The following is a 13,571-nucleotide window of genomic DNA, read 5'->3' on the forward strand; positions in this document are numbered from 1 at the left end:
CCCACACTTGGAATGCATTCACCTGTGGGAGCGAGCCTGCTCGCGAAAGCGATTTCAGCTCTTATGCAGCCAGTGCGTCAATCAGGGCCTGACTGAACGCCGGCACATCATCCGGTTGGCGGCTGCTGATCAGGTTGCCGTCCTTGACCACTTCCTGGTCGACCCAGTTGACCCCGGCATTGACCAGATCGTCCTTGACCGTTTTGTAGCTGGTCATGGTCTTGCCATTGACCAGTCCTGCCGAGATCAGCAACCAGCTGCCGTGGCAGATCACGGCAATCGGCTTGCCCGCCGAAGCGGCAGTCTTGACCAGATGCTGGGCATCCTGATCGATACGGATGGTGTCGGAATTCTGCACACCGCCCGGCAGCAGCACGGCATCGTATTGATCGACGCTCACAGCCTGGAAAGTGTTGCTGACGGGGAAGTCGTCGGCCGGTTTGTCATGGTTCCAGCCTTTCACCGTGCCAGCCTCGGCGGAAAGGATATCGACCTGCACGCCGGCCTGCTCCAGAGCATCCTTGGGGCCTGTCATTTCGACCTGTTCGAAACCATCGGTAACCAAAATAGCGACGCGTTTGCCATTGAGGGAAGTTGCCATCGGTAAGCTCCTGAGTCTGTGGAGATTTTGCCTTCGCAGCGGACCGTTGAGGTCCGATGCGCCCTACAGATTCCGAAGCCTGGGCACAGATGAAAGTTCCGACGATGTGCCCATCGGTGTGTCGCCCTGCCGTTTCAGCGGTTAGAATCGCCGCCTGCCCCGGAGTGTGTACTTATGTCCCAAGAGCTGACCACCGAACAGATTCAACAATCGCTGCAAGGCATCAGTGTGCCGGCGCAACCGCAGATCATGGTGGATCTGCAAATGGAGCAGTACATGCCCGACCCGGACCTGGAGGTGATCGCCAAGCTGATCTCCCAGGATCCCGGCCTGTCCGGCGCGCTGCTGAAAATCGTCAACTCGCCGTATTACGGCCTGAGCAACAAGATCACCTCGATCCAGCGTGCGGTGAACCTGTTGGGCAGCCGCTCGATCATCAACCTGATCAACGCGCAGTCGATCAAGGGCGAGATGAACGACGACACCATCGTCACCCTCAACCGTTTCTGGGACACCGCGCAGGATGTGGCGATGACCTGCCTGACCCTGGCCAAGCGCATCGGCACCCAGGCCGGTGACGAAGCCTATGCATTAGGGCTGTTCCACGATTGCGGCGTGCCATTGATGCTGCAGCGTTTCCCCAATTACATGACCGTGCTGGAAGAGGCCTACGCCAGCGCCAGCCCGGAATGCCGCGTGGTCGATACGGAAAACCGTGTGTTCAACACCAACCACGCCGTGGTCGGTTACTACACGGCCAAGTCCTGGCGCCTGCCGGAGCATGTCAGCGCCGCCATCGCCAACCACCACAACGCGCTGGCGATTTTCAGCGACGAATCGTCGAAGAACAGCCAGCTGAAAAACTTGCTGGCGATTCTGAAAATGGCCGAGCACATCTGCGCCTCTTATCGCGTGCTGGGCAACCAGAGCGAAGATTTCGAGTGGAACGCGGTCGGCCCGCTGGTGCTCGATTACGTCGGTCTGTCGGACTACGACTTCGAAACACTCAAACAAACGATTCGCGACCTCGGCGCGCATTGATCCGAGGACAACATGCCTGAACTGCCGGAAGTCGAAACTACCCGTCGTGGAATTGCCCCGCACCTGGAAGGCCAGCGGGTCAGCCGGGTCATCGTCCGCGACCGGCGCCTGCGCTGGCCGATCCCCGAAGACCTCGATGTGCGTCTGTCCGGGCAGCGCATCGTGCTGGTCGAGCGGCGCGCCAAGTACCTGTTGATCAACGCCGAGATCGGCACGCTGATCAGCCATTTGGGCATGTCCGGCAATCTGCGTCTGGTCGAGGCCGGGTTGCCGGCGTTGAAGCACGAGCACGTCGATATCGAACTGGAGTCGGGACTGGCCCTGCGCTACACCGACCCGCGACGCTTCGGTGCGATGCTGTGGAGCAACGACCCGCTCAATCACGAACTGCTGATTCGCCTCGGGCCGGAGCCGCTGACCGATCTGTTCGATGGCGAGCGCCTGTTCCAGCTGTCACGCGGGCGCTCGATGGCGGTCAAGCCGTTCATCATGGATAACGCGGTGGTGGTCGGGGTGGGCAATATCTATGCGACCGAAGCGCTGTTCGCCGCCGGCATCGACCCGCGCCGCGAAGCCGGAAGCATTTCCCGCGGGCGTTACTTGAAACTGGCGATCGAGATCAAACGCATCCTTGCCGCCGCCATTGAGCGTGGCGGCACGACATTGCGCGATTTCATTGGCGGCGACGGTCAGCCGGGATACTTTCAGCAGGAACTGTTTGTCTACGGCCGGGTAGGGCAACACTGCAAGGTCTGCGGCACCGGTCTGCGTGAAGTGAAGCTCGGTCAGCGCGCCAGCGTGTTTTGCCCGCGCTGCCAGACCTGAAAAAATCCTTGGGTCTATAGTGAGAAGTCTCACTGCTCAGCCCGAAGGATCGTGCCATGAAAGTCCTGCAAGTCCTCTTCGTCACGCTGCTGTTGTGTTCCAGCCTGGCTGTTCAGGCCTCGGAAAACGGCAGCGGTGACCCGCGATACACCATCCAGAATCCCCCGGCCTACGCCATGCTTGGCGACCTGCTGATTGCCCGACCTTTGCTGGTGGTGGCCACGGTGATCGGTGCGGGAGCGTTTGTGGTGTCGTTGCCGTTTACCGCGCTCGGCGGCGGGGTCGGCGATGCCGGTCAGGCGCTGGTGGTAGACCCGGCGAAAGCGGCGTTTGTGCGGTGTCTGGGGTGTACGGGGGAGGGGTTCGAGCAGCGCGAGTGAGCTGATCGGGTTTCAGGGGTGTGGCTGATGGCCCATTCGCGAGCAGGCTCGCTCCCACAGGGGAATGCATTGCCAATGTGGGAGCGAGCCTGCTCGCGAAGAGGGCGGTACAGGCGCTGAAGTGATCAGGCCTTGCCGGTGATCTTGCGGTACTTTTCCATCAACTGTTCTTCAGTCTCCGGATGGGCTTCGTCCAGTGGAATGCAATCCACCGGGCAGACCTGCTGGCACTGCGGTTCGTCGTAGTGGCCGACGCACTGGGTGCACAGGTTCGGGTCGATCACGTAGATCTCTTCGCCTTGGGAAATGGCGGCGTTCGGGCACTCGGGTTCGCAGACGTCGCAGTTGATGCAATCGTCGGTGATGATCAGGGACATGCTAACTCCAGCCGGGGCGGCAGGCCCGGGCGCTATAAATCAATGCGCGCAATTGTGCCGCATTGGCGCTCGCAGTGCACGCGGGGGCGATCAAGGGCACGAGACTGCAATCTTTAAAAGCAAAGATCGCAGCCTGCGGCAGCTCCTACTTTTTAAAGCGCAGGGTCAGCGCGTCGGCCACGGCCGGGTGGACGAACTTGCTGATATCGCCGCCCAGCGCCGCAATCTCCCGCACCAGCGTCGAGGAAATGAACGAATAACGCTCCGACGGTGTGAGAAACAGGCTCTCCACATCCGGTGCCAGTTGGCGGTTCATGTTGGCCAGCTGGAATTCGTATTCGAAGTCCGACACCGCGCGCAGACCACGCAGGAACACATTGGCGTTCTGCTCTTTGGCGAAATGCGCGAGCAGCGTCGAGAAACCGACCACTTCCACGTTCGGCAGGTGTTTGGTGACCTCGCGAGCCAGTTCGACCCGTTGTTCCAGCGGGAACAGCGGGTTCTTTTTCGGGCTGGCGGCGACCGCAATGATCACGTGATCGAACAGGCGCGAGGCGCGTTCGACCAGATCGCCATGGCCCTTGGTAATAGGGTCGAAGGTACCTGGGTACAACACTCGGTTCATCGCGTCGTCCTGGCGGGAGTCCGTTGGGGAGTCGGATGGTATCGCAGCCTTCCCGGTCGGCCAAGTCGCCTGTTGGGTAAGAAAGCACTATAGACGATAGGAATATTCTGCTTTTTCATGGATTTTTCAGTCGGTCAGCCAAGGCTGTCGCCAATTGCGCGGTCAGGCCATACACCGACAGCTGCGGGTTGGCGCCGATGCTGGTGGGGAACAGCGAGCCGTCGTGAATCGACAGATTGCGCAGTTGATGATGGCGACCAAGGCTGTCGGCGACCGCGCTTTTCGGATCTTCACCCATCGCACAACCACCCATCACGTGGGCACTGCCCAGTCGCGTGCGGTACAGCTCCAGGCTCAGTCCATCGATCATTGAGCGCGCCTCGGCCAGTGTCTTCACATAGCGGCCGTCGGCGTGCATCGGCATCACCGATTGCGCGCCGCCGGCGAACTGAATTTCGGCCATCACGTGAAAGGCCCGGCGCAAACCGTCCCAGGCGTATTGCGAAACCTGATAGTCGAGCACCGGCGAGCCATCACCGCGCAGCTCCACCGAGCCACCGCTGCTGTCCGGATGGAAGCCATCGCGCAGCAGCGCCAGCATCGCGTGGGTGTGCGGCAGATCAGCCATGTGTTGCGCGTTCTCTTGACCGAAACCGCCGAGCAGTGTGGCGGCCAGCGCCGGGTGCAGCGGCGGCACTTCGAGTTTGAAAGCCATCGGCCCGGTGGTGCCGTCCTTCCACTGAAAATGGTCGGAGTAGATCGACTGCGGCGCGCCGTAGAACGGATTGACCACCTCGGCGAAACGCGCGGCGGACATGTTCACTGGGTGCAGAAAGGTGCGCTTGCCTATGCGCTCATGCGGATCCGGCGCGTCGGAGCGCAGCAACAGCGCCGGGCTGTTGATGCCGCCGCCGGCCAGCACATAATGCCGCGCCTTGACGGTGATGCTGCGCCCGGTCGGCTCGACGCAGCGTTGGTCCATCGCCACGCAATGCAGCCCGGTAACCTTGTCGCCACTGATCAGCAGTTTCTCCACCCGCGCCAGATACAGCAGCTCGCCGCCCTTTTCCAGCGTCGCCGGGATGGTCGTGACCATCATTGATTGCTTGGCGTTGCTCGGGCAGCCCATGCCGCAATAGCCAAGATTCCAGCAGCCGCGCACGTTGCGCGGGATCACGTGCCAGCTGTAGCCGAGGTGCTCGCAGCCTTTGCGGATCACGTCGTTATTGGCGTTGGGTGGCACCATCCACGGCGCGACGCCCAGGCGCTGCTCCATTTTTTCGAACCACGGCGCCATCTCTGCCGGGCTATGGCCTGTGACGTTGTGCTCGCTGGCCCAGTGTTCGAGGGTCGGCTCGGGCGTGCGGAAGCTCGAGGTCCAGTTGATCAGCGTCGTACCGCCGACCGCTCGGCCCTGCAGGATCGTGATCGCGCCGTCCTTGCTCATGCGCCCGATGCCTTCCTGATAGAGGCTGCTGTAGGCCTCGTCTTCGAGCAGTTTGAAATCCGAGCTGGTCTTCAGCGGGCCTTCTTCGATCAGCAGGACTTTGTAGCCGGCCGCGCTGAGGATCTCTGCCGTGGTGCCGCCGCCGGCGCCACTGCCGATGATCGCCACGTCGGCTTCGAGGGTGAGGTCGTCGCTCAGTTGCGCGCCGTTGTAGGTTTTCCAGCCTCGGGCGAGGCCTTCGCGGAAGGGATCGGGTACGGGCATCGGTCAGGTTCTCTTTATTATTCTGGATGCTGAGGTGATGCAGCAGGCCCCTTCGCGAGCAGGCTCGCTCCCACAGGGGGATGCATTTCAAATGTGGGAGCGAGCCTGCTCGCGAAGGCCGCGCCCTGGTTTCAGACCTTCGGCGGACCGGGATAACCGCAATGCGCCCAGGACTCGGCGCGGGTGTACCAGGCCATCATCACCATCTGCTGCAACGAGCTATGGCCCATGCGCAGCAAGCTCAGTGAACTGTTCTCCCAGCGTTCGAGGAAATGCCGCATCGCCTCAGGGCTGGCGTTTTCCCAACTGCCCCAGATACCGGTGAGCGGGCCACGGGTCACGGCCATGCCGAGCACATCGAAGAGTTGCCGAGTGAGCTTGAGCATTTCCGGCGACACGTGATCAAGGCTGTAGTCCAGCGACTTCAGCGTGCCGTCGACCGCCGCGGGCATTTCCCCGGTGGCAACGGCGCCGTCGAGCATCACCGGGATCAGCGCGCGCAGGAACAGCAGATCGCCGTCGCGCAAACTGACGAAGCCGTTGGCGCTGACGCTCGACGAGCAGCCAGTGAGGCTGGCGCCAAGGCCGGCGGTGGCGAGAAACGCGCTGGCGCCGAGGCTGAATTTCAGCAGGCCACGGCGCGACAGGGCGGGTGTTTCGGTCAGGCTTGGGTGCATTGTTTTTATTACCCGGCGTCGACGAACGTTTAGCGAATGAACAGCTTCTGAATCAGTTTCTGAATCGATGTGCCGTAGGGCGGGTAGATCAGCCGGGCCGCGTTGAAGCGCTGTTTGATCAGCACGCCCTTGGCCTTGCTGAAGGTCAGGAAACCTTCGTGGCCGTGGTAATGGCCCATGCCCGAGGGGCCGATGCCACCGAAGGGCATATCGTCCTGAGCGACATGCAACAAGGTGTCGTTCAGGCATACGCCGCCGGAATGGGTCTCGTGCAGCACGCGATGCTGTTCGCGTTTGTCGTAGCCAAAGTAGTAAAGAGCCAGAGGACGAGGCCGCTGATTGATGTAAGCGAATGCCTGCTCCAGATCGCGATAAGGCACGATTGGCAGCAATGGGCCGAAGATTTCGTCCTGCATCACCGTCATCTCATCGCTGACATTGAGCAGCACGCTGTGTGGCATGCGTCGGCCCTGGCCTTGTTCGAACAGTGGGATCAGCAGCGCGCCCTTGCTGGTCGCGTCGCTGACGTAACCGTTCAGTCGGGCCAGTTGGCGTTCGTTGATGATCGCGGTGTAGTCGGCGTTGTCGGCCAGGGTAGGGTAGAAGCCTTTCACAGCCTGACGGTAGGCCTCGACGAAGGCGCCGACGCGGTCTTCCGGCACCAGCACATAGTCGGGCGCGACGCAGGTCTGCCCGGCGTTGAGGGTCTTGCCGAAGGCGATGCGTTCGGCGGCGTCCTTGAGCGGTACGTCTCTGGAGACGATGGCCGGCGACTTGCCGCCCAGTTCCAGCGTCACTGGCGTGAGGTTTTCCGCCGCAGCGCGCATGACGTGTTTGCCGACGCTGGTGGAACCGGTGAACAGCAAATGATCGAACGGTAGACGCGAGAACGCTACGCCGACATCCGCTTCGCCCAGCACTACACAAACCAGGTCTTCGGGAAAGATCCGCGCGAGCAGCTCTTTGAGCAACAGGCCGGTGGCCGGGGTCGATTCGCTGAGCTTGAGCATCACCCGATTGCCCGCCGCCAGGGCGCCGACCATCGGCCCTACGGCCAGATACAGCGGGTAGTTCCACGGCACGATCACACCGACCACGCCCAGCGGCTGGTAAACCACCTTTGCCGAAGCAGGCTGGAAGGCCATGCCGACCTTGCGCCGCGATGGCTTCATCCAGTTCTTCAGATGACGGCTGGCGTAGTGAATGCCGTGCAGGCTCGGCATCAGTTCGGCGAGCAGGGTTTCGTCGGCGCTGCGGTGACTGAAATCGGCGCTGATCGCCTCGATCAATGCCTGCCGCTCAGCGCTGAGCAAATCGCGCAAAGCCTTGAGCCATTGTTGCCGCTGTGCGGCCGGCGGCATCGGGTTGGCGGCGTACGCGGCCCGTTGTGCCTGGAACTGCCGATCGAGGGTTTCAAGAGGCTGTTGCAGGGTTTGCAGGTAGGCAATGTCGGCAGTCATCGCGGGCTCCGGATTTTATTGTAATGAGCACTTTTTAGAGTCTAAGCTCTAGAAAGTCAAACGACTTCCGTGCACGGCAAGGTTTTATCCATTTCCGGTTAGGTCGTAAGATGCGCCGTCTACGCACTCTGAATTAAAGCTCAAGCCATGGCCCCACGAATAAAAACCAGCGAGCGCATCGTTCAGAACAGCCTGGAGCTGTTCAATCAGCAGGGCGAGCGCAGCGTCAGCACCAACCACATCGCCGCGCACATGGAGATTTCTCCGGGCAACCTGTACTACCACTTCCCCAACAAGCAGGCGATCATCGCCGTGTTGTTCAGTGAGTACGAAGCCCTGGTGGACAGCTTTTTGCGTCCGCCTCAGGGTCGCCCGGCGACCGTCGAGGACAAGCGTTTCTATCTCAAGGAACTGCTCTCGGCCATGTGGCGCTACCGTTTCCTGCATCGTGACCTTGAGCATCTGCTCGACAGCGATGCGGAACTGGCCGCGCGCTATCGGCGTTTTTCCCAGCGCTGCGTGATCCAGGGCGCAGCGATCTACGAAGGCTTCGTCGCCGCCGGCATCCTGAAAATGGACCGTGTGCAGATCGAATCGCTGACCCTCAATGCGTGGATCATCCTGACCTCGTGGGTGCGTTTTCTGTGCACCACCCGGGAAAACTCCAACCACCTCAGCGAACAGGCCGTGAAGCGTGGCGTGTATCAGGTGCTGGTGCTTGAGGCAGGGTTTGTCACCGATCAGGCGCGGGATGAAGTCAACGCACTGTTCGACGAGTTCTATGTGCCGCTGGCGCAGGCCCTTGAAGACGTGAAATAAACCGTTCAGCCGAATTCCACAGGAGCCCGTTATGTCGATTGCGCAGTTGATCAGCCCACAAGCTTTGGACGCTCGCAAAGAGCAGCCGGGGCTGGTGATTCTCGATTGTCGTTTCGCCCTCGAAGATCCGGATTACGGCCAGCGCAGCTACGCCGAAGGGCATATTGCCGGGGCGAGTTTCGCCGATCTGGAACGGGATCTGAGCGGTAAAGTCGAGAAGGGCGTGACCGGGCGTCATCCGTTGCCCGAGCCGGCGGTGTTGATCGAGCGCCTGCAAGCCTGGGGCATCAGCAACGACAGCGATGTGGTTTTGTATGACGACGGCCCGGGTGCATACGCGGCGCGGGCGTGGTGGTTGCTGGCATGGCTGGGCAAGCGCGACGGCGTGTTCATTCTCGACGGCGGGCTCAAGGCCTGGCACGCGGCCGGCCTGCCGCTGAGCCTGGATCCGCCGAGCGTGACGCCGGGTAACTTCAGTGGTCAGCCGGACATGAGCCTGTTGCTCAGCGCCGAACAATTGCAGCAGCGCCTCGGCCAGCCAACCCTGACCCTGCTCGACGCCCGCGCCTTGCCGCGCTTCAAGGGCGAAGTGGAACCGATCGATCCGGTCGCCGGGCACATTCCCGGCGCGCAGTGCGCGGCGTTCACCGAAAACCTCGGCAGTGACGGACGTTTTTTGCCGGCGGAGCAGCTCAAGCAGCGCTTTGCCGCGAAACTGGGTGATCGCTCACCGTCGGAACTGGTCGCCTACTGCGGCTCCGGGGTGACGGCGTGCCATAACCTGTTCGCACTGTGCCTGGCTGGCTATCCGCTGGGTGCGCTGTATGCCGGATCGTGGAGCGAGTGGATCAACGAACCGTCGCGCGGCATTGCCACGGGCGAATAAACCCAGCGATCTCTCTGTAGGAGTGAGCCTGCTCGCGATGGCGGTGTGTCTGTGAGTTAAATGCCAACTGACTCACCGCTTTCGCGAGCAGGCTCGCTCCCACATTGAACCAGGTTGTGCCATGCATTTTCATGCCGACACAAATCCCTGTGGGAGCGAGCCTGCAAGGGCCATGCGGCGCTCAATGACCGAGTGCGGCCAGCCATTGTGGTATGCGCCGCTCCAGGTAATACCCGGGCCGGCGAAACGAGCCGTCGACGAAGCCGACATGACCGCCACGCGCCTGCAATTCGAACTGGGTGCAGGCTGACAACTCATCGGCTTGCGGCAGGCTGTGGGGAAATACGAACGGATCATCCGCTGCCTGAATAATCAGCGTCGGCGTGCGGATCTCGCCGAGGTAGTAGCGGCTCGAGGCGCGGCGGTAGTAATCCTCGGCATCGGTGAAACCATGCAGCGGCGCGGTGACCCGGCCGTCGAAATCCCAGAACGTACGCATGTTTTCCAGCGAGCCGAGCGCGGCCAGTTTCGCCAGGCCGTCTTCGCGTCCGTCATGCTGGAACTGGCGCTGCTTGTTCTTGATGTAGGCGACCATTTCGCGCATGAAATGCGCCTGGTAAACCCGCGAAAATCCCTGGCCAATCCGGTCTGCGCACTGGTCGAGCCTGAACGGCACCGACACCGCCACCGCGCCGAGCACGCCGCTGTTGCTGCCGGTTTCGCCAAGATGTTTGAGCAGCACGTTGCCGCCCAGTGAATAGCCGACCGCGTACAACGGCGCCAACGGTCGTTTCGCGCGCAGGTGCTGGATGGCTTCGGCAAGGTCTTCGCTGGCGCCGGAGTGGTAGCTGCGCGGCAACAGATTCGGCTCGCCGGAACAACCGCGCCAGTTCAGCGCGACGCTGGCCCAGCCCTGCTCGGCCAAGGCCTTTTGAATGCCCGCCACATAGGGCGAATTGGATGAGCCGGTCAAACCGTGCAGCACCAGTACCAACGGCGCCTCGGCGCTGTGCGGGCCGTGCCAGTCGAGGTCGAGGAAGTCGCCGTCCTCGAGCCACAGGCGTTCGCGTTCGCGCTCGATGTGCACGGTCTTGCGCCACAGCGGCCCCCACAGGGTTTGCAGATGCGGATTGCCGAGGCCGAAGGCCGGAACGAAACGCGAGGCGGGAAGCGGGGACGGTGATTGCACGGCAAATCTCGACAGGTCTTGCGTAAAGCGACCGGCGCACAGGGCGGGCTATCGCTTCTCAACGAAAGCGCCTAACTTGCCACAAAGCCCGGGTCGGCGCGACACATGTCCTCTTCAGCCTGACCGATCGGCGCAACCTCCGGTCCAGGCAGTGGCTGTTGCTCGACACTGGGGCCGACCGTAACCGACACCCAGCGATCAACAGACAAGTGACGGTTCATGGCGAGTTTGATGTCGTCCACCGTCAGCTTCTGCACTTGTTGCATTGTGTAATCCAGATCGAGCGGCAAGTCGTAGCGGTTGATCTCCACGAGTCTGGCCAGAATGTGCCGGTTGCTGGCGCTGGTGAGCACATTTCTGTTGGCCAGCCTGCGCTTGAGGTGCTCGAGTTCCGGGGCGGTCGGCCCTTGCCGAAGAAAATCATTGAGCATCGAGCGCACCAAAGCGACGGTGCTGTCGCTCATGGAGCTACCGGTCTGCAAGGTGACGGTCAGCAACCCGGCGCCACCAGCCCAATTGACGCTGGCGCCATACACGTCATAAACCTGTCCGCGCTTGTGCCGCAGTTCATTCATCAACCGACTGTTGCTGCCTCCGGCGAGAATCTGACTGGCGGCGTACAAGGCGGTGTGATCGGCATGTCGTCGCGGCACGCTGATTTGGGCAAAGGCAATGTGGGTCTGCAGTTGATTCAGTTCCAGGTGACTGGACTGGACGTTTCCGGGTGTTGCCATTGCTGAAGATACCAGCGCGTCAGGAGGCTTGGGCAGGGCATTGCTGATCTGCAGGCTGATCGCTTGTGCCTGGTCCAGAGTGAGGTCGCCGACCAGGGTGATTTGCGCATGTCGGGCAGCGTAATAGCGGCGATGGAAATCCTCCACGGCGGCCCGGGTCACGGCATTGAGGCCCCATTGCGTGCCATACACCGGAAGGCTGTAGGGGCTGTCCGGCGCAAGCAGTGCCTTGATGCTCTGCGAGGCCAGACCCGCGGCATCGCCTTGCTCTGCGATGAGCGCGGCGCGCAGTTCGTCTTTCACTGGCGGCAGGCGCTGGGCGCTGAGCGATGGCTCGCTGAATATTCGCGTCAACAGATCCATCGCCGGTAGGCGCTTGGCCGGATCGCTGAGGCTGCGCAGGGAGAACACGGCGCGGTCGTGATCGATATCCATTTCCCATTGCGCGCCGAGCCCGTCGAAGGTTTCGACGATGGCGGACAAATCCTTGCCGGGGATACCCTCATTGAGCATGGAAAAGGTCGTGGCAGCCAGGCCCGGCAGGCTACCGTCGCGGGCGCTGCCTGCGGCGAAGCTGACGTGAATATCGAACATCGGCAGATCGCTCGTGCGCACGAACAGCACCTTGGTGCCGGTCAGGGTTTTCCAGCCCCTGATCTGCAATGCGCGCGGCTTGATTTCCAGCGCTTGGACTTCGCTGAGCGATTGCAGGCGCGATGTCCGCGCTTGTTCAGGCTGACCATCAGCGCAAGCCGCCGCAGCCGACAGCCACATCAGGACCAACCCCGTGCGCCTTGAGGACCTGCTCATCGGACGTCCACCTTGCGCACTTGGGCAACGCTGAGACGCTCGGGTATCAGCCACGTGGCGGCCACTTCGCGGATCTGTTGCGGCGTCACTTTCGCCAATGCAGCGGCATCTTCATCGAGTATTCGCCAAGGCAAGCCGATGGCCTGGAACCTGGCCAGCTGACGCGCCTGTTCCTGAATCGAATCGCGGGCATACACCTGCTGCGCGATCAGTTGCGTGCGTGCCCGCTCGAGCTCTTCCGGCGACGGTGGTGTGGTGCGCAACGTTTCGATCTGCTCCCACACCCGCGCTTGCGCACCTTCAAGATCGGTCAGCGGCGGATCGGCCAGCTCGGCAGTCAACATCAGCAGGCTGTCGCCGCGCGTCCGTTCGTCGTAGTGAGTGTCGACACGATTGAGCACGCGGTCGGTGAAAATCAGTTTCTTTTGCAGGCGCGCGCCATGTGCGCCGCCGAGTATCGCGTTGATCAGGCGCAGGGCGTGCACGGTGTGCAGGTCTTTGGCCGTGGCCAGTCCGGGCAGATTGAAAGCCATCAGCAACCGCTCTGCTGGGACATTGCGCTGCAAGGTCAGTTTGCGCTCGCCCGGCACTTTCAGCTCCACGGGCCGTAACAGGCGCGGCACGGGACGATTTGCGAGCGCGCCAAAATAGCGCTCGGCCAGCGGCTGCACGTGTGCGAGCGTGACATCGCCGACGATCACCAGTACGGCGTTGCCCGGCGCGTAACGGCTTTGATACCAATGGCGAAGTTCCTCGGCGTCCACGTGCTGCAGGTCGTGCATCCAGCCGATGACTGGCGTGCGATAGCTGTTGGCGACATGCGCCTGGCTGGTGAAGTGTTCCAGCACAGCGGCGTCGACATCGTCGTCGATGCGCAGCTGGCGCTCTTCGCGGATGACTGCCAGTTCGGTTTTCAGGTCGTCGACGTGCAAATCAGCAGTCGTCATCAGGTCGGCCATCAGCTCGAAAACCACGCCCAGATAGCGCGGCGACAAGGTCTGGTAGTAGCCGGTGACGTCCTCGGCGGTGAAGGCATTTTCTTCGGCACCCAGGGATTCCAAAAGACGCGAAGCCTCACCGGCGCAGGTCTTGCGGCTGCCTTTGTAGAGCATGTGTTCAAGAACGTGCGATAGCCCGGCTTGCCCCGGCGCCTCGTCTGCCGAGCCGACCTTGAACCACAAATGCGAAGTGACCAGCGGCGCACGGTGATCCTCGCGCACCAGTACCTGCAAACCGTTTTCCAGGGTGAATTGATGAGTCGGCGGGGGCGTGGCGGCCAGCGTCATGAACGGCGCGAGGCCAAGAAAAAGCAGCATCCGGCTGCAGAGCGTATCCATACGCGAAATCCTCAGTGGTTAACGCAGATTGCGGTAACCACTGTGGCGGACTGCGAGGCACTGGGTGCGGTAACTATCTACCGCACGCTAAAGCGCAGT

14 protein-coding genes are annotated in these 13,571 nt (G+C 61.8%); 5 read left to right on the forward strand and 9 right to left on the reverse strand.

The genetic code is table 11. The features are described from left to right. Positions 1-61 precede the first annotated feature (61 nt). Positions 62-601, reverse strand: coding sequence for a type 1 glutamine amidotransferase domain-containing protein (locus ASG55_RS10750; protein ID WP_016772701.1), 540 nt, complete (start codon positions 599-601; stop codon positions 62-64). Positions 602-829: 228 nt separating this feature from the next. On the opposite strand from ASG55_RS10750, the gene ASG55_RS10755 reads away from it, so the two are divergent. From ASG55_RS10755 to ASG55_RS10765, 3 genes are read left to right on the forward strand one after another with little or no spacing between them, the layout of a single operon-like run. Continuing rightward, complete coding sequence (locus ASG55_RS10755) at positions 830-1,642, forward strand: HDOD domain-containing protein (protein WP_161984078.1); 813 nt, start codon at positions 830-832, stop codon at positions 1,640-1,642. Between the two features lie 12 nt (positions 1,643-1,654). Then, entirely contained in the window at positions 1,655-2,467 is an 813-nt protein-coding gene (gene mutM, locus ASG55_RS10760; RefSeq protein WP_056786320.1) for a bifunctional DNA-formamidopyrimidine glycosylase/DNA-(apurinic or apyrimidinic site) lyase, read from the forward strand. Positions 2,468-2,523: 56 nt separating this feature from the next. After that, the gene (locus ASG55_RS10765; RefSeq protein WP_056786323.1) at positions 2,524-2,847 is read left to right on the forward strand and encodes a hypothetical protein; all 324 of its coding nucleotides are present in this window, start codon (positions 2,524-2,526) and stop codon (positions 2,845-2,847) included. Positions 2,848-2,972: 125 nt separating this feature from the next. Here ASG55_RS10765 and ASG55_RS10770 read toward each other — a convergent pair whose 3' ends face one another. From ASG55_RS10770 to ASG55_RS10790, 5 genes are all read right to left on the reverse strand, one after another. Continuing rightward, positions 2,973-3,224 (reverse strand): YfhL family 4Fe-4S dicluster ferredoxin, encoded by a 252-nt coding sequence (locus ASG55_RS10770; RefSeq protein WP_003195146.1) that lies wholly within the window; start codon positions 3,222-3,224, stop codon positions 2,973-2,975. A gap of 145 nt (positions 3,225-3,369) precedes the next feature. Then, the gene (gene coaD, locus ASG55_RS10775; protein WP_003229157.1) at positions 3,370-3,849 is read right to left on the reverse strand and encodes a pantetheine-phosphate adenylyltransferase; all 480 of its coding nucleotides are present in this window, start codon (positions 3,847-3,849) and stop codon (positions 3,370-3,372) included. A gap of 115 nt (positions 3,850-3,964) precedes the next feature. Then, complete coding sequence (locus tag ASG55_RS10780; RefSeq protein WP_056786325.1) at positions 3,965-5,560, reverse strand: GMC family oxidoreductase; 1,596 nt, start codon at positions 5,558-5,560, stop codon at positions 3,965-3,967. 131 nt (positions 5,561-5,691) lie between these two features. After that, the gene (locus ASG55_RS10785; RefSeq protein ID WP_056786327.1) at positions 5,692-6,237 is read right to left on the reverse strand and encodes a hypothetical protein; all 546 of its coding nucleotides are present in this window, start codon (positions 6,235-6,237) and stop codon (positions 5,692-5,694) included. Between the two features lie 29 nt (positions 6,238-6,266). Continuing rightward, the gene (locus ASG55_RS10790; protein ID WP_056786331.1) at positions 6,267-7,697 is read right to left on the reverse strand and encodes a coniferyl aldehyde dehydrogenase; all 1,431 of its coding nucleotides are present in this window, start codon (positions 7,695-7,697) and stop codon (positions 6,267-6,269) included. A 147-nt stretch (positions 7,698-7,844) separates the two neighbouring features. Between ASG55_RS10790 and ASG55_RS10795 the strand changes: the two genes are divergently transcribed. After that, entirely contained in the window at positions 7,845-8,516 is a 672-nt protein-coding gene (locus ASG55_RS10795; RefSeq protein WP_016772708.1) for a TetR/AcrR family transcriptional regulator, read from the forward strand. A 31-nt stretch (positions 8,517-8,547) separates the two neighbouring features. Continuing rightward, positions 8,548-9,402 (forward strand): sulfurtransferase, encoded by an 855-nt coding sequence (locus tag ASG55_RS10800; RefSeq protein WP_056786334.1) that lies wholly within the window; start codon positions 8,548-8,550, stop codon positions 9,400-9,402. A gap of 181 nt (positions 9,403-9,583) precedes the next feature. Here the strand turns inward: ASG55_RS10800 and ASG55_RS10805 are convergent, their stop codons facing one another. The 3 genes from ASG55_RS10805 to ASG55_RS10815 form a co-directional block, all read right to left on the reverse strand. After that, positions 9,584-10,591, reverse strand: a complete 1,008-nt coding sequence (locus tag ASG55_RS10805) for a hydrolase (RefSeq protein WP_056786337.1) — start codon at positions 10,589-10,591, stop codon at positions 9,584-9,586. A gap of 71 nt (positions 10,592-10,662) precedes the next feature. Continuing rightward, complete coding sequence (locus ASG55_RS10810; protein ID WP_082530280.1) at positions 10,663-12,135, reverse strand: M16 family metallopeptidase; 1,473 nt, start codon at positions 12,133-12,135, stop codon at positions 10,663-10,665. Beyond that, positions 12,132-13,472 carry a M16 family metallopeptidase gene (locus ASG55_RS10815; protein WP_056786346.1) on the reverse strand — a complete coding sequence of 447 codons (1,341 nt, stop codon included), beginning with the start codon at positions 13,470-13,472 and terminating at the stop codon, positions 12,132-12,134. Before ASG55_RS10815 ends, ASG55_RS10810 begins: the two co-directional genes overlap by 4 nt. Positions 13,473-13,571: the final 99 nt, after the last annotated feature.

Origin of the sequence: Pseudomonas sp. Leaf434 (assembly GCF_001425545.1) — a bacterium.
GTDB classification, from domain to species: Bacteria; Pseudomonadota; Gammaproteobacteria; order Pseudomonadales; family Pseudomonadaceae; genus Aquipseudomonas; species Aquipseudomonas siliginis.